Raw genomic sequence first — 24,906 nt, 5'->3', positions numbered from 1 at the left:
CTAACGGTTCACCCGCTTTCGTGCCGCATCGTATTTTTCACTTGTTGAACGCACATGCCGAATCAGTGGAAAAGCACCCGACAAACTCCCCTGCCCGATGCGTACCAGCTCTGATTTATGATCATTCAACTGCTTCTCCAGCACCCTGCTCAATCTGGTCGCAATCTCTTCACTCTTCCATGCCTTCCATTCTTCTATCAAAGGCGTACCCACCTGCATCGATACCTCCGGCAAATCATGCTGAACCATGCCATGACACAAAGTCACAGGTACAGCTATGGCGCGTGGAGAGCGGCGTAGCAACAAACCAATGCCTGGGCGAAACTCAATTGGCCTGGCATCCTGATGCAGAATTTCCCCTTGGGGAAAGATCCAGACCCTTTTGCCGGAGTGAAGCAGCTCGGTCGTATATTGCAAGGAGGTTCGAATACCGGACGCATCCTCCTTGTTGATTGAATACGCGCCAAGTTTACGAAAAAAGGCATATTGTCGCAGCTGCTCTTCTTCCATCATGACATAATGATCGCCTCGGGAAGTCTGCTGCGATGCATGATAGAGCAGTAGACCATCCCACCAGGAGCTGTGGTTCATGAAATAGATGACCGGTTGATCCGGTTCCATTGGTGAACCCGTATTCGGTAACAGCGGGTCCAATGAACCTGATAGTGTAAATGAGCGAAAACGTCTCCGCAGCAAATAATAATGATTGTATAAGGAAAAAATCCGGTTAAACGGTTTTGATTTTACGGCGCGAATCATATAGCCAGCTCCCCTCAGCAAGAAGCACACCTACAATAGCAATGATGAAGCTGCCCGTAATTCCTTCTTTGAGAGCTAACAACCCAAACAAAAGAATAAACAGCTGATACAACCACTTCGCACGCAGCAATGAGCTTCGATCTGAAGGCATTGCGGGAAGAAACAAAGAGAGAAACGCTCCCATTACAAACCAGCTTATGTAATTGGTCCAGGGCACACCGTAGAATCCACCTGGAGCTTGCCATTGCCAGAATCCTCTGGCATGCGCAACCGGGTCCAGCACCAGGTCGAGCACGATAGCCCAAAATCCGGTCTTAACCGCCCGAATCAGCTTGCCAGTCCAGGTCGATCCACCGCCACTGAGCAGAGCCGAGTTACCTACCACGGCAATCCAGGCGAAGCCTAATGTAACGGGTACACTGAACAGGTGGATTCCGAAGAAGTCCGAATACGAATATTCGCCAAAGGGCCAGTGTGTATGCACGCCGACCCATTCTACCCCCATGCCGCCCAGCCATATAATAAAGGAAACCAGCCAGAGTCCAGGTTTCATCCAAATGACTGACTGGTCGGACAACCCTGACCGTTCCCGTCCTTGATATATCAGATCCAGCACATACAGTGCATAGAAGATTAGAAACAATCCGTTGGAGAAGGACAGTACATCCGGAACACCGATCGTCAGCATCAGTACCGCTCCGATGATATACCACGCCCAGTACAGGCCCTGAACCATCAGGATACCGCCGTGCGGGAGGCATGGTAAGCCAGCATTGGATAACGTTTCACAATGGCACCCAGCATCTCCAGTTTCAGTTCATCACTGACAAATGCACGCTTCGTATACACGTCATAGTCGTTGCGCTCAACCGCATGCAGAATAGTCGAATAAAAGGCTGCTGCCAGCTCAATCGCAAATGCACTTTCGGTTGGATACGTATCCAGACGGTCCATACCGATACGGAACCAGCCCAGGGCAGCTGCTTTTAATTCATGAATAATGGCTTTAAACCTTTCATCAACAACACCGTTAGCCCAATCCTGTTCGGAATATCCATGCTTCTCCATCAACTCCAGCGGAACATAGCGGCGGAGCCTTGCCCGGTCTTCACCCACATCACGGATAATGTTGACGATCTGCATACCTTTGCCCAGCGCAATCCCGTTCATCGCAACGTCTGCACCGTTATCATCCCGCAATACAGGTAGCAACATCTCGCCCACGGTTCCGGCAACCAGATAACAATACTGCTCCAGTTCCTCCATTGATGTATAATGCGTTACTTTAAGATCGGTTAATTGACCGTCCATTTGACGAAAAAAAGGTCCCTTGTCTAGATGAGGGAAACTTGTAAACAGCCATCGTAATGCCGGCCAAATAAAGTGTCCTTCCGCTTCTTCCAACAGATTGAACAGATGGCGAATTTCATGAATCGTATAGGGCGACTGCTCCGGCTCATCCACACTGTCATCGATCATACGGCAAAAAGCATAGATCACGTACACGGCCTCGCGGCGTGGGCTGGGCAGACCTCTGAAGGCTTGATAAAAAGATGACGAGCCCTTTTGCATTAATTCCTCACACTTGTTCAAAATCGCTTCATTCATGTTTCCATCTCCTTCATGAGTTGATTCACTGCCATCCGTGCACTTTGCATCACAATAGGAACCCCGCCTCCCGGATGTACAGAAGCTCCAGCTGCATATAGTCCCCGGATTTCCGGGAACGGCTTCGGTTGCGGACGATATACACCGGATTGAAACAATACGGGTGCGATGCCAAAGCTGCCGCCGCCATACAGCCCGTCACGCTCAGCGTCAGCGGGTGTACGTATTTTTTGCCACTTAATCGCTTCACGAAGTCCCGGAAATCCGCGTTGCTCCGCTTCTTCCAGTACACGCTCTGCCAGCGCCTCGCTCTCCCGAGACCAGTCGACACCATTGGCATCCGGCACCGGAATAAGGAAGTACAACACACTCTGACCTGGCGGAGCTGCCGTCTCGTCCAATGCAGCCGGATTAAATACATAAAAAGAGGACTTCGCCGGAATGCGGCGCTGGTCGAACACTTCCCGTAAACTGCCGTCCAGACTTGGAGGCAGGAAAAACTGATGCGTCGTTGCATCATCCCACGTTTTGTCTACACCCGCGTAGATCAACACACATCCCGATGAGGGACGATATGGCTTTCGTTTGCGTGAACCATCAGGCGTCTGACCAAGCAGACCCGACAGATGGGGGAAATCGCCATTGTAGATAACTGCATCCACATTTTCTGCGCCTGCGGCGGTTTCTATACCTTCGCATACACCATTTTTAATATTCAGTCCCGTCACTTCGGTGTTTAATACGATGCGACCACCACGTGATATCAGTTCCTGTTCCAGTATGGTAGGTAATGCAGCATAGCCACCTTTCACCATCCAGATGCCATATTCGTGCTCTGCATAAGGAAGCAGGGAGTAAATCCCCGGCGTACCGAAGGGAGATCCACCAATATAAAGGCTTTGCAGCGAATATGCATCCAATAGTTCCTCATGCTGAAAATAATCACCTACAGCCTTCCGTACACTCTTGTGCGCGCGTAATCGGCCCATCAAGGACATCAGAGACGGAGTGAAGAAATCCCTTTTTCGCGGAAAAGCCCGTTCCAGAAACGCAGCCCGTCCCGCAGGAAACAGCGTGTCCATATCTTTCATAAATTTCGAGAATCCCTGACTTTCTCCAGGGAAGAGACGTTCAATCTCTTCCGCCTGCTGTTCACGTGCCGTCATTTTGGTCATCACACGACCGCTGCTATAATGCACCCTGTACAATGGATCACAACGCAGCAGCTCAATCTTCGAACGATCCACCCCTGCTTCCTCCAAAATGCCAAGCAGCATCTCAGGCAGAAGTACGATGGTCGGGCCTTGATCGATCCGATAGTCCCCTTCCTGCTCATAGCCGATACGACCACCAACTCTGGAACCCCGTTCATATACGGTTACGTCCCAACCCTGTCGATTCAGAAGCAACGCTGAAGTCAGTCCGCCAATACCTGCACCTACAATGGCTGCCCGTTTCATGAATGGCCTCCTGCTTCCGCCGTTTTCACATACGAGGATGGTTTTGAGCGCTTGCGAGCGTCCTCTTCCTGGATCAGCTTCACGCTGATTCGAGCTGATTCAAAGATGGTTGGCAATCCACTGCCCGGATGTGTTCCACCACCTACCAGCCACACCCTTTTCAACTCTTCAAACTGGTTATGCGGCCGCAGGTACATCATCTGCCCAAGATTATGAGCCATATTAAATGTTGCTCCACGGTACACGTCGAGTTCATTTTGCCAATCCAGCGGTGTAAACATCATGGATTCTTCAATACGACTGCGGATGTCTGACAACTCAGGAATCAATTCCATCCGCTTCATCATCGCCTCCCGCACATTCTCCCGTTCTACCTCCCAATCGATGTCTCCGGTAAGGTTCGGCGTAGGCATGAGAACATATAATGCAGATTTTCCTTCCGGTGCGAGCGTCGGATCGAGTCTGGAAGGGTTATGAATATAGAGGGACGGATCTGCAGACAACACTTTATGCTTCGTAATCTCGTCGACATTCAGTCGATAGTCCTCGGGAAAATAGATGGAATGATGCGGTAAATCCACTTCACCGTCCACACCCAGATACAGCATGGCTGTGGAGCAAGAGAATTTTTTACGCTTCATTTTCTCCGGTGTATATTTCTTAAGTACGCCTGGTTCAAACAGATGGTTCACGGCATGCGCAAAGTCCGCATTAACGACGACATGATCTGCTTCAATGCGTTCGCCATTTTCAAGCAATACGCCTTCTGCACGACCATTGCGAACAATGACCTGTTTGACCGGACAGGATGTATGTATTCGTCCTCCATATTCTTCAACGACATCAGCCATAGCTTGAAATACGCGATTGACGCCGCCAATAGGGTGAAACAAACCATAGTTGTGCTCAATAAACGACAGAATCGTAAACGTACCCGGGCAATCCCATGCAGACATGCCAAGGTATTTGGATTGGAACGTGAATGCCCAGCGCAAGCGCTCATCCGTGAAATAGCGGGACAGAATGCCATAGACCGTATTGTTAATATCGAGTTTTGGCAGAGCTGTCATGGCATCTCTTCGCAAATAATCCGCCAGCTTGCCGAAAGGTCTGCGCAGCAAAGGCATAACTTTGCCAAACTTCACTTCCTCTTCCTGCATGAATCGAAGGTAATTGTCCTCGTTGCCGGGGAAAAGCTCCTTAATCTGTGCGGCTGTATCTTCACGGTTACGGGAAGGCTTAAACACCTTATCGCCAAAGTTCAGTGCATATAGCGGAGTTAGCTCTTTCATCTCCACATAGTCGGATAATTGGCGTCCCACAACATCGAACATCTCTTCAATCAGCTGAGGCATCATCAAAAACGTCGCACCCCGGTCGAACCGATATTCGCCCAGCTCCAGTCTGGAAGAACGTCCCCCGATGACTGGCTGTTTCTCATATACATCTACTTCGTACCCTTGGCCGGACAATAACATCGCTGCTGCAAGTCCACCCGGACCTGCACCAATGACTGCTGCACGTTTACGTTGCTGATTCGGTATCATGCCACTCACCTTTCCTATGTTAAGAACTATCTCTAGTACTATAGTCTCTAACCTATTATTAAACCGCCCTTGAACTGTTCAAGCGGGTAAACGCAAAAACATTATACAAATGTAGTACAAATATTATACAACCTATTAAATCAAAAAATGACCCGCTGGTCAAATTCTCTATTAAGATATTTTAGAAAGCAAAAAAAAACACCCTCCGCGCTCTTGCGTCAAAGGATGTCCTGTATATCTAAACCTATACATTTTATTTTAAAATACATTTTCAAAAAGATACGAATCCGTTATCTTCGCCCAGGCGAATGTTCAACAAAATACTCACGTTCCATCCATGATTGCCAATCCGCTGAATCTCCGGGCATAATCCACTGCGGATAACGTGCGTTCTCTGCACGCTCATAGCCCTTCCCTCCAAGTACAAAGCGCATATCAGGGAACTCGTCCAAAATCCGTCCTATGAGTTGATCACACCGTTCAAGCAGTTCTGAACTGGTAATCGAAAGGCAAATCAACCGTATTTTCTGCTCCCGGATTATTGGATATATTCCTTCTTCAGGTGTGTTAGCTCCGAGATAGAGCACTTCTGCACCATTTTTACGCATAAACAGGGAGAACAACAATAAGCCAACCTGATGATGCTCCCCTTCCGGGCACAAGGCTAGAACTTTGGGCAGATGCGGATAGATCGGGAACAGATGGAAAAACTGATAAAAGCGCTGTGAAATCAATTGAGTCATAAAATGTTCTTGAGCGACCGAAGCCCTGCCCTGCTCCCACGCATCCCCAACACGAACGAGAATTGGCACCAGCACATGATAAAACATTGAATCATATCCGTACATGGTGAAGCCAAAATCAATCAAACCATTGGCCCGTTCGCCCTGAAAGTTGTATAACGAGTCGTAAATCTGATCGGCTATACGTACATATGCCTCTTCCATCGTGGGTACTGGTGGCGTAAATGACGTAGGCACTGCAGCAGCTTCCTGTGAACTGGTTTTGTTCACCTTCAGCATGCGTACCGCTTCCGAAATATTGGTCTGGTGCTGCTCCACTTGCTCTTTCAACCAGCGCAGATCTGCAACGTTCTCTTCCGTGTACAAGCGATAACCCGATTCCGTCCGCTCAGGGGTGACCGCACTGTACCGATTCTCCCAAGCCCGGAGCGTTACCGTCGGAATACCCAGCATGGCAGCGACTTGTTTGATGGAATACACCTTATTACCTACTTTCTTTCCTGAAATAGCCGGACTTTCATAGGTTAAACGAATCCTTATCCCGTCCTTGTCAGGTATATGCAAATCCGAACATTCCACAAAAATAATACACTCATTATACACAACGCTCATATGCATGTCGATTGAATCGATCGAATTGGTTTTGCACTGCTTCAATGTTGTCATCCGGGTGGTAATAGAAGTCAGCAAGTTCAGAAAGGGGAGTTATTGTTGTTTTCTTATTATCGCCGCCAGACATCAGGCCGCAAGTCTTCACGCGGCAAATTTCCATACATACGAACAGGTCTCGTACTACTGGTCCTATGGCTCATCGCCGTCATGCTCTACCAGACCTATAAACCTTTACCAGCCGGCGTTTCCTATGAAAGTCGTGAATACCGTGTGGATCAGGTGCAATTTCTCCATGATCTGACTTACCCCTCTGCTGACGGACAGATGGAGCACGAACAGCAGATCTTCCAGCGCATGCAACAGATCGTTGAAGACGCGGAACAGTTCGTCGTCGTTGATATGTTTTTATTCAATAACTACCAGCACAAAGGTCAGAGTTTTCCACCCGTCAGCACTGAGTTCACGGAAACACTCGTCGCCAAAAAAAATCAGAACCCGGACATGGATATCTGGTTCATTACGGATGAAGTGAACACCAACTATAACTCTGCACCCAATCCACTGCTAGAGCAGATGAAACAGGCTGGAATTCATGTAGTGATCACAGATGTAGACCCTTTACGCGATTCCACTCCCGTGTACTCCGCGGTCTGGCGAACCTTCTTCCAATGGTTTGGCCAATCCGGGAAGGGATGGATTCCGAACCTGATGGCAACCGACGGACCGGATGTCACTGTGCGTTCCTACCTTAAGTTGCTCAATGTGAAAGCCAATCACCGTAAAGTGGTGGTCAGTGAAAAAACGGCCATCGTCTCTTCGGGTAATATTCATGATGCCAGTGCCTACCATTCAAACATCGCTTTTGAAATAACTGGACCGATCATCGGCGATATCCTTGAGTCGGAACAGGCTGTGCTGAATTTCTCAGGCGGGGGAAAACTTCCTTCCTATACAGCACCTTCTACAGATCCGAATAAGGGAGATTTGCGAATTCGTTATCTAACCGAGGGCAAAGTGAATGACGCGGTGCTCCATGAGATCAATCAATCGGCAAAAGGGGACACCTTGTGGATGGGCATGTTCTATATTGCTTCCCCCAAAGTATTGGACGCCCTGCTGGAAGCCTCAAAACGGGGAACCGAGATACGGCTTGTACTCGACCCGAACGAAAATGCCTTTGGTCAGGAGAAGACTGGTATTCCCAATCGTCCTGTAGCTGCTGAGTTACATGATAAATCGGATGGCAAAATCCAAATTCGCTGGTATAACACAACCAAGGAACAATATCATACCAAGATGATGTACATTGCCAAAGCTACCGGAGATCATATCGTCCTTGGAGGATCGACCAACTTCACCCCCAGAAACATGAATGATTATAATCTGGAAAATGACCTCTGGGTTGCTGCTCCACCAGACAACTCATTCACTCATGATGTCGCGAATTATTTTGACCGGATATGGAATAATGAAGATGCCGAGTTCACCCTGGACCTGGATGAATTTCAGGAGAAGACTACATTTTTGAAAGAAATCGTATATAAGCTGCAGCTGATTTTGGGTTTAACGACCTTCTAATTGAAAATGAAATCTCTAGCATAAACCCGCCTGTACACTATCGTGCAGGCGTTTTTTGTGGCTTGACAGGGAATATAAAGTGTGAAAATATAGGTTACCTAACGACCGTTAGGAAGGTGAGAATTAATGACTGCACATTTGATTCGGGATGCAGCCCTGTTCCATTTTGCAAGAGATGGATATGAAGGAGCCTCCTTAAGAGCAATTGCTGACGAAGTCGGGATTAAAAAACCGTCCATATATGCACATTTTAGCGGCAAGGATGACCTGTTTTTGCAAACCCTTGCGCATGCGTTTAAGGATGTTCAGCGTCGAACGCTGGAATATTTTCGTGATCACGCCGATCTGCCACTGGAACAAAGGTTGAAGGGTTTACTGATATGGTTTGAGCAGGAGTATAACTGTAATGCCTCTGCCCGCTTTATGCTGCGTATGTGTTACTTCCCGCCGCTTTCGCTATATAGCGAAGTGATGGATCTCGTTTATCCGTTTCTGGACGGTATGGAACGGTCACTGACACGACTGCTGCAAAGGGCGACGCGCAAGGGGGAACTACAGGCTATTCCAGCAGAACAAGCTGCGATTACTTATATGACTTTTCTCGATGGCATCACAGTTGAGATTATTTATGGAAGTTCACGTCGATACCGAAGACGGATTGAAGCTTCCTGGCCAGTCTACTGGCATGGCATTCATCATCTGAAACAAGAGGCACAGCCCGTTGTGCCGAAAGGAGATTCATCATCATGAACCGCAACTGGTTATATGTATTTATCGGAGGACTCATTGAGATTGTATGGGTAAGTGGGCTGAAACACGCCTCCAATGTTTGGGAGTGGGCTTTGACGGCCCTAGCCATCATCCTCAGTTTTGGATTAATCATCGCTGCTTCCAAAAGATTGCCTGTGGGAACGGTATATGCCGTATTTACGGGGATTGGTACTGCAGGTACGGTACTGACTGAAATGCTGCTATTTGGTGAAGCATTCTCACTCGCCAAAGTTTTGCTAATCGGTCTTTTGCTATGTGGTGTGGTCGGACTGAAATTGGTCACGGATCAACAATCAGCAAAAGGAGGTGAAGCATAATGGCTTGGATGGCAATTGTGGGTGCAGGCATATGTGAAATTTTTGGCGTCATCGGCATTAATGGTGCTTCTTCCCGGAAGGGCTGGCCATATATCGTGCTCATGCTTGTATCGTTCGTATTCAGCTTCTCCCTACTATCCTATGCGATGATGTCTATTCCCATGGGTACCGCGTATGCGGTGTGGACTGGAATTGGTACGGTAGGCAGTACGTTAACAGGGATGTTCCTGTTCGGTGAGCGGAAGGAAGCCAAGCGGCTGCTGTTTATTGCCATGATTTTGGTGGCGGCAATCGGATTGAAACTGATTACGTAAATACCTTCATTATATTTTTTATAATATTTAATTATTAATAAAGACGACTTCGTTCAGGAAGTCGTCTTTTTGGGATATGATATAAAAGGAACCTCCTCACACTCTGTTACGTAAGAAAGGATGTCGTGAAGATGAAGAAATTGTTCGCGCGCATGGGTTCTTTTACCGGTTACTTCTTTCTGATCGCTGTCGGAGCCTTTTATTTGTTTGCTCTTGTAGCCATCATCCTTCTAGCCATTTACGTCTTTAAGGGCGGAGCCTGATATAGACTATTTTGAACTCATCCTATTCAGCTTGCTCGCCCTAACTAACCTGAGTACTCATACTTATCATACATATCGCAATGAACATTCGTCGCTCATTATATAGCCTTTATGGCGTCTACATGTTATAGGAAAAATGCTCCAATCCCCTTATATTACGCCTCTTCTTTTTCCATTTTTCTCCCATTTGAATTCCGTTGTCTTTATCGTTTATACTTGATTTGACCCTAAAGTCAATTCGAGAACTCGTAAGTTCCGCAGGTGAGGTGGATGTATCGTTAATGAACCCTATCCATGAAATGAATGAGAAGAAAAAGCTCATTATTACCACAGCACTCAAGCTGTTCTCAGCCAAAGGCAGTGCTGCAACCTCCATGCAGGAGATTGCAGAGATATGTGGGATGTCAAAAGGAAGCCTCTACCTCATGTTCAAATCCAAAGAGGAATTAGAGGCCAGCACGATGGAATACTGCATATTCACGCTCATGGACGAAATGTCCCAGATTGAACATGAAGCTGGGCTCACTTCGAGAGAACGTCTGCACAAACAGATTGAAACACTACTTGTCCATGTATCCGAGCTGAAGGAATTTTTACGCGTGCAAATGCGCAGCATGATGATGGATGAAGAGCAGCATCGCAAGGAAAAGTGCAAACCGAAAAACAAGGATCTGGAGATCCGTACCCTGCACTGGTTTAAGGACAAACTGGAGGATCTGTACGGACCGGAGATTGAACCCTATACCATAGACCTTATCATGCTCACGCATGGTCTGTTCCTCTCCTACGTCAAAATCTGGTTTACGGAAATGCCTTCCCTTACCGTATCCAAGATGGCAAGCAACATGCTGCAAACGATTGATTATGCAGCTCGCGGATTGCTCGATCAACGCCCCGCCCCTCTGGTTCCTTTGGAACATTGGCCAGCATGGAGCAGCGATTCAGATACAGATTCGACAATGATGCGTCACCCCATTCATATCATCAAACAAATGAAGGATATCATCACTTCTGATATGCCTCCAGGGCAATTACGCAATGACGCGCTGGAGACCATCGCCATCCTGAGACAGGAAATGATGGAATTCACACCGCGACGTGCCATTATTCTGGGCATGATGCGCAACCTGGATCACATTCCTGTCATCCAGCCATTGCACTCCGAGCTTCAGCATATTATGGATGCCATGTATAGCCGGTTTATCCAAGCTGACTCGTCACAACAATAAAGAAATATAGGGAGAAACAGAGAGGAGAAGAAACCATCGTATGAAAGGAATTATTAATTTTTCACTGAACAACAAGTTTGCGATCTGGATTCTGACCATCATCGTTTCCTTCGCCGGTTTGTACAGCGGACTGACGATGAAACAGGAGACCATTCCAAACATCAATGTGCCATTCTTGAGTGTTACGGCCATTGATCCAGGGGCAGCTCCTGAAGGTATTGTCGAGGATGTCACCAAACCACTCGAACAGACCTTAAGAAATGTAGAGGGAATTAAGACACTCACCTCCACTTCCATGGAGAATGCCTCTTCCATCACCCTCGAATTTGATTATGGTACCGATCTGGATAATGCTACCGCAGCGGTTCGCGAGGCACTGAATGAGGTGCAGTTGCCGGATGGTGTACAGAAACCAACCATTTCCAAGTTCAGCATCAACTCCTTCCCGGTTGTCTCGCTCAGCTTGTCTGACAAGGACGGCGGCGATCTGGAGCAATTGACTCGACTGGTTGAAACGGATATCCAGCCTGCACTTGAAGATATTGACGGTGTAGCTCAAGTCCAAGTTTCCGGCCAATATGTTAAGGAAGTTCAACTGAAGTTTGACCAGAAAAAAATGAATGAACTCGGTTTGACTGAAGATACAGTCAACGGCATCGTTCAAGGCTCTTCTGTCCGTGTACCACTCGGACTGTTCGAACTGGACAAAGCGCAGAAAGCTGTTGTTGTTGATGGCAATATCATCGATCTGGATGATTTGAAAAATCTCGCCATTCCAGTTGTACCAAGCAGTGCAGGAGCAGGCAGTGGTTCGGCCACAGCACCACAAGGCGCCGGCGCACAAGCTGGCGGGGCAGCTCAAGGCTCTGCACAAGGGTCTGACCAGGCTGCAGGACAAGCTGCTGGCGGAAATGCCAGTGTGGGCAGCACTTCAGGTGCCGCTAATGCACCTGGAATTCCAACGGTTAAATTAAGCGAGATCGCCAAAATTGAAGTCATTGGTCAGGCGGAATCCATTTCCCGCACAGACGGTAAGGAATCCATCGGGATCTCCATCGTTAAGTCCAATGATGCCAATACCGTTGATGTCGTGAAGGCGGTTAAAGACAAAGCGGAAGAGTTGCAGACGCAATTCAAAAACGCAGAGTTGACTGTTTTGCTCGACCAAGGTAAACCTATCCAGGACTCCGTAAACACGATGTTGTTCAAAGCGATGTTTGGTGCTTTGTTCGCCATTTTGATTATTCTGTTGTTCCTACGTGATATTCGTTCCACCATTATTTCCATCATCTCCATCCCGCTCTCCTTGCTCATTGCATTGACAGCACTGAATATGATGGACATTACGCTGAACATGATGACCCTGGGTGCCATGACGGTTGCGATTGGACGGGTTGTCGATGACTCCATCGTTGTTATCGAGAATATCTATCGTCGATTGACACTCAAGGGAGAGAAACTTAAAGGCCGTGATTTGATCCGGGAAGCTACTCGTGAAATGTTCATTCCGATCCTTTCTTCCACGATCGTAACCATTGCGGTATTCCTGCCGCTGGCACTGGTAAGTGGTATGGTCGGTGAGCTGTTCATGCCATTTGCCTTGACGATGGTCTTTGCTTTGCTGGCATCCCTGATTGTAGCTGTTACGATTGTACCTATGCTGGCACACACGCTGTTCCGCAAAGGTCTGAAGAACAAGCAGAATCATGAGGAAAAACCAGGCAAGATGGCGGAAGCTTACAAACGACTCTTGAACTGGACATTGTCACACAAACTTATCACCGTCGGCGTTGCTGTATTGCTGCTTGTCGGCAGTTTGTTCCTGTATCCGTTCATCGGTGCAAGTTTCTTGCCGGAACAACAGGATAAATATGTGACCATTACGTACAGCCCGGAAACTGGAGCTTTGCGTGAAGATGTAGAAAAAGAAGCACTCGTAGCCGAGAAATGGTTGCTGACGCAGCCAGGTCTGGAGAAAATGCAGTATTCCATCGGCGGCAGTAATCCACTGAGCAGCATGGGTGGAGGCAGCTCCAACTCTGCTCTCTTCTATATCGAATATAACGAAGATACGAAAGACTTTACAAAAGTGAAAGAACAGCTTGTGGAAGGTCTGAAAAAAGAAGTGACTGTAGGAACCTGGAATGAGCTTGATATGTCCGGGGGTCTGGGAGGCAGCAGCTTGAGCCTTTCCATCTATGGTGACAATGTAGATCAGATCAAACCTGTTTCGGATGAAATTCTGAAACTGGTTGAAGCAGATACCGAATCTTTTGAAAAAGCCGACACTACGCTCTCCGATACCTACGGGCAATACACGCTCGTCGCGGATCAGGAGAAACTGAGCTCGCTGGGTCTGACAGCTGGCCAACTGGCTATGACGCTCAGTCCTGCACGTGAACGCCCTGTGCTCACAGAAGTGGATATCGACAACAAAACGTATAAAGTCTATGTAGAGACTGACAAAAAGACATTTACCAGCATTGCTGATATTGAAAACGAAAAAGTCACTTCACCACTCGGCATTGAAGTACCTATCAAAGATGTCGCGAAAGTGGAAGAAGGTACTTCACCGAACTCCATCATGCGTATTGATGGTAAAGTCGTTGTGCAGGTGTCAGCCAACATTCTGGCTTCCGATGTGCAAAAAGCATCATCAAACTTGCAGGCGAACATCGACAAACTGGACCTGCCAGATGGTGTTGAAGTGAAATTTGGTGGTACAACCGAACAGATTAATGACACGTTTACCCAACTTGGTCTGGCCATGCTAGCAGCCATTGCGATTGTGTACTTTGTGCTTGTTGTTACGTTCGGCGGTGGACTGGCGCCATTTGCCATCCTGTTCTCCCTGCCATTTACCGTCATTGGTATTATGGTCGGCCTGTTCGTAGCTGGGGGTACGCTTGACGTATCTGCCATGATGGGTGGACTGATGCTGATCGGTATCGTGGTCACCAACGCCATCGTCCTGATCGACCGTGTTATTCACAAGGAAAAAGAGGGAATGCCTACTCGTGAAGCCTTGCTGGAAGCCGGAGCAACGCGTCTGCGTCCAATTCTGATGACAGCTCTGGCTACCATTGGTGCCTTGCTGCCACTGGTGACAGGACTTGAAGAAAGCGCAGGGATCATCTCGAAAGGTCTCGGTATTACCGTAATCGGCGGTCTGATCAGCTCCACGCTGCTGACTCTGGTTATCGTGCCAATCGTGTATGAGTTCCTGATGAAGTTCAAAAAGAAAAGAATTGAAGATTAATCGACACCTTCTGTTGATCGAATAAATCATCATTCAGAATTAAGATGAACTTCTAACATAGAACACCCCTTAGTCCGCATTAGAATGGTTTGTACATTCTGATCTCCGGCTAAGGGGTGTTTTACATTTAGATACGATCTCTTAAATAGTCACAGCAACATTTACATGTTAGGTAGATCTACATAGGAATAATCCCATTTGTTTTATTTCATAAAAGGAAGAGATCATTTTGTGAAATAAAACAAATGAACGTGAGATTTCAGCTCATCTGTTGTTAACAGACTTATAATCAAGACAAACGCTCTTCAGAAGCTCGACTTACAAAGCGGGTATGTAAACTGCATGTATTTGAGGGAAGGACGGTGGTTGTGTGGGGGAAACGACGCTGCATATTCAGATGAGAGACATGCTGAAACGTCCAGTGTTCCGCAAGGCTGAGGTACTCGCCAGTGAACGGGCCTTGGAGCGATATGTGCGTTGGGTGCACATTATGGAGGTTACCGAAGTAGGCAACTTGCTGAATGGCGGGGAACTGGTGCTAACGACTGGCATTGGCTGGCAGGATGATGAAAAGCAGGGACTGTCTTTCATGCGCCAGTTAATTGCTCGTGGAGCTGCGGGACTCTGTATCGAACTGGGGGCTCACACCAAGTCCCAGCTCGGACCTATGAAGGAACTTGCAGCAGAAGAGGATTTTCCACTGATCTGGTTCCACGAACAAGTACGTTATATCGATATTACACAGGACCTGCATTTCGCCCTGATTCGCAGCCACCAGCGTATGCTCGCTGATCTCGACAGCCTCACTACCTCGTTCAACCAACTTCTTTTGAATGGAGACGGTGTACAACCACTGCTCCGACTGTTGTCTCGAACAACGGGTTACCCTGTAGCGCTATATCCACTGGATGGGGAAGCAAGTGCCGTTCCCTACTGCCCTCCAGCCCAATTGGAGATTCGTCGGCAGGAGTGGTTGTCACGTCGTGGTCATTCGGACGAGGGAGAGCATTTGGGAGATCATTCCGTGCAGAGGAATCATTCGGTGCATTCATCGGATGCACTCACTCTGCCTGTACAGGCGCTTGATTATGCATTTGCCGATCTGGTGCTGATGCTCGACAAGCTGTCGGATCACGATCAGGATCTGCATAACAGACCCTCTGAAGAGTTCATCATCCAGGCACTGGAACGTTGTGCAGCAGCCATTGCTCAGGACTGGATGCGTACCAAATACATGGAGGAAAAGCGACGCTATAAGGAAGATATGTGGGTCATTGACTGGCTTAACGGACATCATTCTGCGAAAGAAATTCTTGAATATGTATCTGCTGCCAACGCCCAGCTTGCTTCTGGAAAAGGTACCGTCATTTTGTTCGATAGCAATCCCAGCTACACAGACAGTCTCAAGCTACAGAAACTGCTGATTCAACGTAACATCGTTGCCCGTTCCGTGTTCTCGCGGGAAGGATTTGCACTGTACAGCACGGTTTTAAACCACCAGATCATTCTGATTATTGTTGACCCTCTGCCTGGATCTCAGCGAAAAAGCAGTCTATGGCGCTGCATTGAACAGTTGCAGCAGCATGAGCAGGAACAGACCCATCGCCTCTTCTCGGGTCTGTTCGGCATCGGTCACAGCTGCGCTGATCTATCACGTCTGAAAGACAGTCTTGAGGCAGCAAAGGATACCCTGCGCATTCAGAAGGACATCGGTGTGATGCAGCAGCCCTTTTACAGCAATCTTCACTGTTATCGCATTATTGCCAGCATGAAGCAGAGCGGCAGTCTGGATGATTTCATTGAGGAATATCTCGGGCCAGTCATTCGTTATGATGCCGAAAAAGGCGGTCAGTTGTTACGTACGCTTAAACAATATTTTATTCTATGCTGCTCCAAGCAGGAGACGGCCACGGCTTTGTTTATTGTCCGACAGACGCTTTATCACAGATTGCACAAAATTGAGACACTGCTGGGTGATGACTACACCCTCCCCGAGAAACGTGTCGCCATCGAACTGGCTATCTATGCATACGAATACGTTCATGGACCATTCGCGTGACCTTCTACGCTCCTTTTTGCTCCTGAAGCTGCCTGATCAGGATATGACTGAACCACTTCCGCCCAGACGCCGTACCCACATATTGCTCCTGTTTTTCTCCGGGAAGGTCGGGGTGCCCCCACACGACATGAGCACCCTCCAGATGTTCCCGAACGGCATGAATGCGATAACCCTGTGCCACCATTCGTTCAATCGCTATCTTTTCCGCTTCAAATACTTCATGATCAGACATCAGCCTCACCCTCCATTCACTGCCGTCACAGGCTGTTTTACAGGTAATGGTGCATCGGCATCATATTTTTCACGCTTCACATAGCGACCCGCGCCTGCCACTCCGGCAAACTGCCGGTCCCGAATCACATATTCCCCGCGGCATAACACCGTCACTGGACATCCCTGAACCTGCATGCCCTCAAAGGCGCTATAGTCCACATTCATATGGTGGGTAGCTGCCGAAATCACCCTTGAGATAGATGGGTCAAAAATAACGATATCCGCATCTGTCCCCACAGCAAGGGTTCCTTTCTGCGGAAATAACCCAAATAACTTGCTTGCCCGTGTAGAGCATAAATCCACCCACTGATTAAGCGAAATACGCCCCTTCATTACCCCTTCGGAATATAAAATGCTGAGCCGATCTTCAATGACAGGCCCGCCATTTGGAATTTTGCTGAAATCATCCCGTCCCAGTTCCTTCTGTCCCTTGAAGTTAAACGAACAATGATCCGAGCCAATGGTCTGCAATTGACCGCTCTTAAGCGCATTCCACAGCACTTCCTGATGAGGGGCTTCACGCAGCGGTGGGGACCAGACATACTTCGCACCTTCAAAATCCGGTTGATCCATCTTCGATTGATCCAGGGTTAAGTACTGCGGACAGGTCTCGCCCCAGATTCGATAACCCATGTCTCGCATACGCGCGATCTGCTCCACGGCTTCAGCACAGGTGACGTGCACCACATAGAGCTGTGAATCGGCAAGTGCTGCCAATCGGGCCGCACGCCCTGTAGCCTCTCCTTCCAACATGGAAGGTCGGGTAAGTGCATGGTGGATCGGCTCGGTTCTTCCATCCGCCAGCGCCTGCCGGACCAGCAGATCAATAACATCGCCATTCTCAGCGTGCACCATGACGAGTGCACCGTACTCTTTGGCTTTTTGCAGCGTCTGAAAGAGAATGCCGTCATCGGCCTGGAACTGGTTTTTGTACGCCATGAACACCTTGAAGGAAGACACACCCTCTTCTTCAATGATCTGTGGCAGTTCCTCCAGCACCTGATCATTCATCTCGCCAATCATCAAATGAAACCCATAATCAATGGCGGCTTTGCCCTCGGCTTTGGTATGCCATTCCTGTAGGGATTCAAGCAAAGATCGGCCTTTTTGCGTCAAACAGAAATCAATGACTGTCGTTGTGCCGCCGAAGGCAGCAGCTGCGGTTCCTGTTGCAAAATCATCCGCCGTCACCGTTCCGCCGAACGGCATATCCAGATGAGTATGCGGATCAATCCCGCCAGGGATGACATAACAGCCAGATGCATCCACAACCTCCGTTCGTTCATCCGGCACAAGTCCCATGCCAATCTGCACGATCTTTCCATTTTCAATGTAGATATCCGCCTCAAACGTATCCGAAGCTGTGACCAACATTCCATTACGAATCAATTTGCGGGTACTCATGATATCGCCTCCTTGGTGGATTGATCTCTGGCCGATTGCAGCAGGGCAATCGCAGACTGACGGTCATTCCAGGTTAACGGTTCCTGTTCATGTGCGATCTCTACCATCTCAATTGCGCCGTCCACCGGACAGACAATCGAGCACAGATTACATCCGACGCAATCTTCCTCAACGACCTCCAGATAGGAGCCAGAGGGATCAGACAGCATATCAATACATTGATGCGAGGTGTCTTCGCAGGCGATATGGCATTTGTTGCATTTGATGCAGACATCGCGGTTGATGCGGGCTACCACTTTGTAATTCAAATCGAGATTGCCCCAATCGGAATAGCGCGGAACCGTTTGGCCAATCAATTCAGATACACTTCGCAGACCTTTCTCATCCAAATAATCGTTCAAGCCATCGATCATGTCCTCCACGATACGGAAGCCGTGATGCATGGCTGCAGTACATACCTGGACCCCCGTCGCGCCCATAAGTAAAAATTCTGCGGTATCCCGCCAATCGGATATGCCTCCGATACCGGAGATGGGCACACCAACTGCAGGATTGCGCGCACACTCAGCAACCATGTTCAGCGCAATCGGCTTCACGGCCGGACCGCAATAGCCGCCATGCGCCCCTTTACCACCTACATGCGGCACGGTATTCCAGGAATCGAGATCCACACCCGCCAGGGAGTTGATCGTATTAATCAGGGAAATCGCATCCGCACCGCCGCGCACCGCCGCCCGGGCAGTCGCCGTAATATCGGTGATATTAGGCGTTAGCTTCACAATGACAGGTGTGGTCGCCACTTCCTTCACCCACATCGTCTGCAATTCGACCAGATCCGGTTGCTGACCAGACGCTGCTCCCATACCACGCTCAGCCATGCCGTGCGGACACCCAAAGTTCAGCTCCAGCCCGTCTACGCCGACAGCTTCGACTTTCTTCACAATCTCATGCCACTTCTCCCGTTTCGGTTCAACCATGAGTGAAGCAACCACTGCCCGATCTGGGAAACGCCTCTTGGTCTCGGCAATTTCCCGCAGATTCACCTCGAGCGGACGGTCGGATATTAACTCAATATTGTTAAAACCCGCGACGCGCTGTCCGCCAAAATGAACGGCTGCAAATCGCGAAGAGGTGTTAATGATCGGCTCGCCCAACGTCTTCCAGACGGCACCACCCCAACCTGCTTCAAAGGCGCGCTGAACCTGGTATCCGGTATTCGTCGGCGGCGCCGAGGCCAGCCAGAATGGATTGGGCGATCGAATACCTGCCAGATTAATAGATAAGTCAGCCATAACGATCCCTCCTTGGTGTGGTTTGAACTCACAATGGTGTTTGTTTGAACTTCACAAGATAGACTGGAATCTCTCGTATGACCCAGGAATCCTGCTTGATCAGGGTTAGTATGAGTGATTGGTGTTGCCAACCTGCTGTTATAAACTGTTGGTGTACATTCTAACGAACCGTGCACCTTCTGTTTGGTGCACATGCGGTAGGTGAGCGTTTTAACGAATCGTAGAAGGCTTGGTGCATAAGATTCGTTAGCTATAACTAAATATATCTCATGCCGTCTCTTCCACCTGTCCGGGCAACGCCTTCATCACCGATGCAGCCGCCAGCTTGCCCTGCTGTGCAGCGGAGACCACCATCGCTTCGCCCTGCCCCTGTCCGAAGATTACATCTCCTGCCGCGTAGATCTGTGGATGGGACGTACGGTACGTCTGTGGTTCCACTTCAACAACGCCCCAGTGATGACGCAGGCCAAATGCCTCAATTAATGGCAGCAAACGGTTCTGTCCAATGGCTCGAACAACAGTGTCACATTCAAGCATGAACTCCGATCCCTCTATCGGCACAGGCAGTGCCCGACCACCTCCAGGTGGAGTAACCAACTTCATTTTCACACACTCTATAGCCTTAACTCGCCCATTCTCGTCTCCAATAATGCGCTTCGGCATAGTGAACCAGCGAAATTCCACACCTTCCTGCTTCGCAAATGTATATTCAAAGGCATAAGCTGTCATCTGGCTCTCCCCGCGTCGATAAAGCATCTGCACACGCTCGGCCCCCAGGCGTACCGAACAGGTCGCTGCATCCACTGCCGTATTGCCCGCACCAATAATGGCAACCTTCAGACCGTTCAGCGCCGGAGGCACACCCTGCTTCGTGGATTCCACTAGCTCAATGGCATCATAGACACCTTCCAGGGTCTCTCCTTCAATGCCAAGCATTGGGACTGCGCCCATCCCGCAGGCTAGAATAACGGCTTCGTGCTGTTCCAATAACTCTTCAGCGGACACATCCACCCCAATACGCACACCATACCGAATCTGCACACCCAGTGCCTGCACCTGTTCGACTTCCCATAAAGCTACGGATTCTGGCAGGCGAAAGGACACGATACCATACGTGTTCAGCCCTCCGCCTTTCGCTTTGGCTTCATAGATCGTCACCTCATACCCTGCACGCCCCAACTCTCTAGCCGCAGACAATCCCGCTGGCCCTGCGCCTACAACTGCAACATTTCTTCCGTTGGCAGGCGCTGCCTTGAATAACGGTTCATTCTTCGTCCGTGCCCAGTCTGTTGCATATCGCTGCAAATCACCGATCCGAATCGGCTTGGATGACTCGTTCAGTACACAAGCTCCTTCACACAGTTCCTCTGTGGGGCAGACCCGTGCACAGCTAGCACCAACCGGGTTGGCTTCCATAATGGTCCGAGCCGAGCCTTTGAGGTGACCTGTCGAGATTTTTTTGATAAACGAAGGAATATTAATGTCGGTTGGACACGCCTTGATACACGGTGCATCATAACAGTACAGACAGCGGTTCGATTCCTCCATCGCTTCCTTGCCTGTCATTGCAGGCTTCATTTCGGTAAAACGACTCTCCCATCCGTAATCGGACAACGTTGCTCCTGCGCTGTTCATCATGTCTTACACCTCCAAGGTTGATCTCTGATATCCCCAAATTTTCATTCCAGGCCACTGCTACAGGTTAACGAGATGTTCGTAGGTCTCAGGCCGTCGATCGCGGTAAAATTGCCACACATTGCGTACTTCCCGAATCAACTCCATATCCATCTCACCAATGATAACCTCATCCTGATCCCTGCTGCCCATGGCAACCATCCTGCCTCGCGGGTCCACCAGATACGACTGACCATAAAACTCACCCATATTCCATGGCGATTCCACTCCCACTCGGTTAATGGCAGCCACATAATAGCCATTAGCTACCGCATGGGCAGGCTGCTCCAGCTTCCACAAATATTCCGATGTTCCGGCTACCGTTGCGGAAGGGTTGAATACAATCTCCGCACCAGCCAGCCCAAGAAGTCGTGCTCCCTCCGGAAAATGACGATCATAACAGATGTACACACCCACTCTGGCGTAGGCTGTATCAAATACCGGATAGCCCAGATTACCGGGTCTGAAATAATATTTTTCCCAGAATCCATTCGTGCCTTCGCCTGCTTCCACATGCGGAATATGATGTTTGCGGTATTTCCCCAGGTAGGAGCCGTCCGCATCTATAACAGCAGCTGTATTGTAGTACGTAGCGATTCCTTCTACCTCATATACAGGCAAAATGATTACTACCCCGAGCTCCTTCGCAAGCTCCTGAAAACGCCTAGTCGTCGGTCCTTCCGGCACCTGCTCGGCAGATGCATACCACTTGGGGCTCTGCTCCGTGCAGAAGTATGGTCCGTAGAACACTTCCTGCAATCCAATAATCTGTGCTCCCCGAGCAGCCGCCTCACGTACCAGCGCAATGTGTTTCTGAATGGCGGCCTCCTTATGCACTTCAACTGGGGCCGAGCCTTCAACCTCATGTGAAGCCTGAATCAATCCGATACTGATTTTACCCATAATGTCACATCGCCTCCCTGGGAAATGGTTTGATATGAACAGCTTTTACACGTCCGTCCCGTTACTCGCAATTTCCGGGCTGCACATTTGCCTGATCGTGCGGTACAACACTTCTGTACCGAGAGCAATGTCCTCGGGCGAAGAATACTCACTTGGATGATGGCTGACCCCATCCTTGCTGCGAACAAAGATCATGCCATAGTCACACACGTAAGAAAGGGCAAGTGCATCATGGAACGGACCACTCATCAGCTCTGGTAAAGGCAGGCCGATCTCTTCGGCAGACGAGCGAATGGCATTTTTGATTCGTTCTGCACAATATCGCGGTTCGCTGTTGGTATCTTCGGTCAAAGAGTAGGTCAGGCCGTATTCCGAGCTAACGTCATCCAAGAGGCTCATTAACCTTCCTTCAAGCAGATTTCTGCGTTCCATCTCCATATCTCGCAAATCAACCGTAAAGCTGACTTGTTCAGGAATGATGTTGCGTGAGTCCGGGAAGACACTGAGGCTCCCCACGGTCCCTACTGTCGGAGCTTCCGGTTCTTCTCTGACCATATCGTCAAAAGCCGCAATGACCTTGGCGCTGCCCACCAGCGCATCATGACGCATCCCCATCGGTACGGAACCGGCATGCCCTGCCATGCCTTTCATTGTCACCGTGAGCCACAGCGGGCCAGAGATGCCAGTCACCAGACCTAACGGGGCGGCCAGCGATTCGAGAACAGGTCCTTGCTCAATATGCAGTTCCAGATAACTGCCAATAGAGCCAGCCGGATAGATCGCTTCGGCAAATTGTTCTGGTGCACAGCCAAAGGCCTCCAATGCCTCTCGTCGGGTCACCCCATTTTTGTCCTTTCGCTCCAATTCTCCCACTTCCAACTGTCCGGTTATGCCACGTGAGCCAAATAATCCTTTGTTAAAACGCGAGCCCTCTTCATCACAAAAAGCAATGACCTCAATGGGCATCCGAGGGCGAATGCCTTGTTCCATCAGGCACTGTACAGCTTCCAGCGCGCCAAGGACGCCGATGGCCCCATCATACCGACCGCCGTACGGCTGGGAATCGATATGTGAACCGATCATGAGGATCGGCAGGGACGAATCTGTACCTTCAAGGCGACCAATCAGATTGCCAAACGGATCAAGCCGAGTCACAAGCCCGGCCTCTTCCATCCAGAGGCGAACCTGGATAATGCCCTCCATATCTTCCGGAGTCAACGCGAGTCGGCAGACACCCGTCTCCACAATTTGGCCAATACAAGACAACTGTTCAATTCGATCATCCAGACGCAGCTGATTGATGATTTTCCCGGTGGTGGTCTGCATCCTCCATCGCCTCCTCACGCATATTCATAAGCACGATTTAAATGAACATCCCACCTAGATTTCCGCTTCGCCCTCCATCACTACCCTGCATCCAGACTGCGTAGTGCAGCCAGCAAACTGCCAGCGATCAGGTCCAATTCTTCCTCAGTGGTGACGAACGGCGGTGATATGGTCAAAATATTCGCAAATCCCGGCACGGTATCGCCGTTCTTGCCAATCAGGACACCGTCCTGTTTGCAGCTTGCCAGTACTTTCATGACCTTATCCGCATGAGCAGGCGAACCATCGGCTTCAATCAGCTCCACCCCGCAGGCAAAGCCAAATGTGCGGATATCTCCAACCACCGATAACTCCAGCAGCGGCTCCAGCTTATCCCGAAGCAGGTATCCAAGTTCATCAGCACGGCTGACCAGATTCTCTCGTTCCAGAATTTCAAGATTCGCCAGTGCCACGCGGCAGGATACAGGGTTGCCCCCGAACGTATTCACATGACGAAAGTGTGAATCGGGTCCGGGTTCTCTGAACGTGTCATACAGATCCGCTCGAACGGCTGTCGCCGATAGTGGAGCGTACGCGCTCGTCATGCCCTTTGCCATCGTGACGATATCGGGCTGCACCCCGTAATTCTGATGACCGAATTTTTGCCCGGAGCGGCCAAACCCGCAGATGACCTCATCCACTATGAACAGCACACCATAACGCTCACAAATCTCCTGTACGGTTCCCATATACTCCGGAGGCGGGACAATCATGCCGCCCCCTGTAATGACCGGTTCCATAATGACCGCAGCTACCGTCTCGGGCCCTTCCCAGCGAATAACCTCTTCATAGATGGTGGCGCATTCCAGTCCGCATGCATCCTTGTTTCGTCCAAATGGACAGCGGTAGCAATAAGGAGGTGGTACATGAGAAAAGCCTACACCTAGCGGCTCGTATTTGATTTTGCGGGCGGCTTGCCCGGTAGCGCCCAGCGCGCCCATGGAGTTGCCGTGATAGGCACGGTGACGGGAGATGAATTTGTGACGGGTTGGCTCACCATTCTGGTGATGAAACTGACGGGCTATTTTGAACGCTACTTCATTGGCATCTGAACCCGAGTTGGAGAAGAAGATGCGATACTCCCCCTCCAGCCAGTCATTCAGCTTCTCTGCCAGCAGAATCGCCGGCTCATGACTCTGGGTCATGGGCACGTACGCGAGAGCTTTCATCTGCTCATAGGCACTTCGAGCAATTTCCTCGCGTCCATGCCCGACGTTCACACACCACAGTCCCGACATCGCATCCAGATACCGTGTGCCATCCTGATCCGTGATCCAGCTGTCCTCCCCGCTTACGGCAATCATCGGATGATCGTTATGAGGCGAGATGTGATGCCACACATATTTGCGATCCTTCTCCAGCCACTCTTCCTTCGTACTACCAAACGGCTGGGGTTGCTGATCCACTGAGCTCATTCGTCATCCTCCTCTCCAAGCTGAACCTATGGACTTTACACTTGACCACTCCGATTGCAGT

General features: G+C 49.5%; 21 protein-coding genes. 8 read left to right on the top strand and 13 right to left on the bottom strand.

Translation table 11 applies throughout. From position 1 onward, the window contains the following. The 6 genes from ACR1R9_RS29925 to ACR1R9_RS29900 form a co-directional block, all read right to left on the bottom strand. The gene (locus ACR1R9_RS29925) at positions 1 to 759 is read right to left on the bottom strand and encodes a lysophospholipid acyltransferase family protein (RefSeq protein WP_433922042.1); all 759 of its coding nucleotides are present in this window, start codon (positions 757 to 759) and stop codon (positions 1 to 3) included. Next, positions 728 to 1,495, bottom strand: a complete 768-nt coding sequence (locus ACR1R9_RS29920) for a carotenoid biosynthesis protein (RefSeq protein WP_433922043.1) — start codon at positions 1,493 to 1,495, stop codon at positions 728 to 730. The genes ACR1R9_RS29925 and ACR1R9_RS29920 overlap by 32 nt, the downstream gene beginning before the upstream one ends. Next, on the bottom strand, positions 1,495 to 2,367 hold the full coding sequence (locus tag ACR1R9_RS29915; protein WP_310854024.1) for a phytoene/squalene synthase family protein: 873 nt from the start codon (positions 2,365 to 2,367) through the stop codon (positions 1,495 to 1,497). The genes ACR1R9_RS29920 and ACR1R9_RS29915 overlap by 1 nt, the downstream gene beginning before the upstream one ends. Further along, entirely contained in the window at positions 2,364 to 3,827 is a 1,464-nt protein-coding gene (locus tag ACR1R9_RS29910) for a phytoene desaturase family protein (protein WP_433922044.1), read from the bottom strand. The genes ACR1R9_RS29915 and ACR1R9_RS29910 overlap by 4 nt, the downstream gene beginning before the upstream one ends. Next, entirely contained in the window at positions 3,824 to 5,374 is a 1,551-nt protein-coding gene (locus ACR1R9_RS29905) for a phytoene desaturase family protein (protein WP_076287569.1), read from the bottom strand. Before ACR1R9_RS29905 ends, ACR1R9_RS29910 begins: the two co-directional genes overlap by 4 nt. A gap of 290 nt (positions 5,375 to 5,664) precedes the next feature. Beyond that, positions 5,665 to 6,807 (bottom strand): MerR family transcriptional regulator, encoded by a 1,143-nt coding sequence (locus ACR1R9_RS29900; RefSeq protein ID WP_433922045.1) that lies wholly within the window; start codon positions 6,805 to 6,807, stop codon positions 5,665 to 5,667. A gap of 21 nt (positions 6,808 to 6,828) precedes the next feature. Here ACR1R9_RS29900 and ACR1R9_RS29895 point away from each other — a divergent pair, with 21 nt between their 5' ends. The 8 genes from ACR1R9_RS29895 (at position 6,829) to ACR1R9_RS29860 (ending at position 16,519) form a co-directional block, all read left to right on the top strand. Then, complete coding sequence (locus ACR1R9_RS29895; protein ID WP_076287568.1) at positions 6,829 to 8,307, top strand: phospholipase D family protein; 1,479 nt, start codon at positions 6,829 to 6,831, stop codon at positions 8,305 to 8,307. A gap of 126 nt (positions 8,308 to 8,433) precedes the next feature. Next, a complete protein-coding gene (locus tag ACR1R9_RS29890; RefSeq protein ID WP_433922046.1) occupies positions 8,434 to 9,057 on the top strand; it encodes a TetR/AcrR family transcriptional regulator in 624 nt (207 codons plus the stop codon). Then, complete coding sequence (locus tag ACR1R9_RS29885; RefSeq protein ID WP_024632750.1) at positions 9,054 to 9,395, top strand: DMT family transporter; 342 nt, start codon at positions 9,054 to 9,056, stop codon at positions 9,393 to 9,395. Before ACR1R9_RS29890 ends, ACR1R9_RS29885 begins: the two co-directional genes overlap by 4 nt. After that, positions 9,395 to 9,709: a DMT family transporter gene (locus ACR1R9_RS29880; RefSeq protein WP_099857480.1), complete on the top strand. Its 315-nt coding sequence runs from the start codon at positions 9,395 to 9,397 to the stop codon at positions 9,707 to 9,709. Before ACR1R9_RS29885 ends, ACR1R9_RS29880 begins: the two co-directional genes overlap by 1 nt. 131 nt (positions 9,710 to 9,840) lie before the next feature. Further along, positions 9,841 to 9,972, top strand: coding sequence for a hypothetical protein (locus ACR1R9_RS29875; RefSeq protein WP_256716718.1), 132 nt, complete (start codon positions 9,841 to 9,843; stop codon positions 9,970 to 9,972). Positions 9,973 to 10,271: 299 nt separating this feature from the next. Continuing rightward, positions 10,272 to 11,201, top strand: a complete 930-nt coding sequence (locus tag ACR1R9_RS29870; RefSeq protein ID WP_076287732.1) for a TetR/AcrR family transcriptional regulator — start codon at positions 10,272 to 10,274, stop codon at positions 11,199 to 11,201. 40 nt (positions 11,202 to 11,241) lie between these two features. Next, positions 11,242 to 14,460, top strand: a complete 3,219-nt coding sequence (locus tag ACR1R9_RS29865) for an efflux RND transporter permease subunit (protein WP_433922047.1) — start codon at positions 11,242 to 11,244, stop codon at positions 14,458 to 14,460. Between the two features lie 370 nt (positions 14,461 to 14,830). Then, positions 14,831 to 16,519 carry a PucR family transcriptional regulator gene (locus ACR1R9_RS29860; RefSeq protein ID WP_433922048.1) on the top strand — a complete coding sequence of 563 codons (1,689 nt, stop codon included), beginning with the start codon at positions 14,831 to 14,833 and terminating at the stop codon, positions 16,517 to 16,519. A 4-nt stretch (positions 16,520 to 16,523) separates the two neighbouring features. Here the strand turns inward: ACR1R9_RS29860 and ACR1R9_RS29855 are convergent, their stop codons facing one another. From ACR1R9_RS29855 to ACR1R9_RS29825, 7 genes are all read right to left on the bottom strand, one after another. Further along, positions 16,524 to 16,751, bottom strand: a complete 228-nt coding sequence (locus ACR1R9_RS29855; protein ID WP_433922049.1) for a hypothetical protein — start codon at positions 16,749 to 16,751, stop codon at positions 16,524 to 16,526. A gap of 5 nt (positions 16,752 to 16,756) precedes the next feature. Then, positions 16,757 to 18,196, bottom strand: coding sequence for a dihydropyrimidinase (gene hydA, locus ACR1R9_RS29850; RefSeq protein WP_433922050.1), 1,440 nt, complete (start codon positions 18,194 to 18,196; stop codon positions 16,757 to 16,759). Beyond that, positions 18,193 to 19,488, bottom strand: a complete 1,296-nt coding sequence (gene preA, locus ACR1R9_RS29845; RefSeq protein WP_433922051.1) for an NAD-dependent dihydropyrimidine dehydrogenase subunit PreA — start codon at positions 19,486 to 19,488, stop codon at positions 18,193 to 18,195. The genes hydA and preA overlap by 4 nt, the downstream gene beginning before the upstream one ends. A 267-nt stretch (positions 19,489 to 19,755) precedes the next feature. Continuing rightward, positions 19,756 to 21,123 carry an NAD(P)-dependent oxidoreductase gene (locus ACR1R9_RS29840; protein ID WP_433923779.1) on the bottom strand — a complete coding sequence of 456 codons (1,368 nt, stop codon included), beginning with the start codon at positions 21,121 to 21,123 and terminating at the stop codon, positions 19,756 to 19,758. A gap of 60 nt (positions 21,124 to 21,183) precedes the next feature. Next, positions 21,184 to 22,065, bottom strand: a complete 882-nt coding sequence (locus tag ACR1R9_RS29835; protein ID WP_076287561.1) for a nitrilase-related carbon-nitrogen hydrolase — start codon at positions 22,063 to 22,065, stop codon at positions 21,184 to 21,186. Positions 22,066 to 22,110: 45 nt separating this feature from the next. Further along, complete coding sequence (locus tag ACR1R9_RS29830; RefSeq protein WP_433922052.1) at positions 22,111 to 23,391, bottom strand: M20 family metallo-hydrolase; 1,281 nt, start codon at positions 23,389 to 23,391, stop codon at positions 22,111 to 22,113. Between the two features lie 80 nt (positions 23,392 to 23,471). Further along, entirely contained in the window at positions 23,472 to 24,845 is a 1,374-nt protein-coding gene (locus ACR1R9_RS29825) for an aspartate aminotransferase family protein (RefSeq protein WP_433922053.1), read from the bottom strand. Between the last annotated feature and the right edge of the window lie 61 nt (positions 24,846 to 24,906).

Source organism: Paenibacillus taichungensis (genome assembly GCF_050994985.1).
In the GTDB taxonomy this organism is placed as follows: Bacteria; Bacillota; Bacilli; order Paenibacillales; family Paenibacillaceae; genus Paenibacillus; species Paenibacillus taichungensis.
The sequence above is the reverse complement of the archived record's forward strand: the minus strand, read 5'-3'. Positions and strand labels throughout refer to the sequence as shown.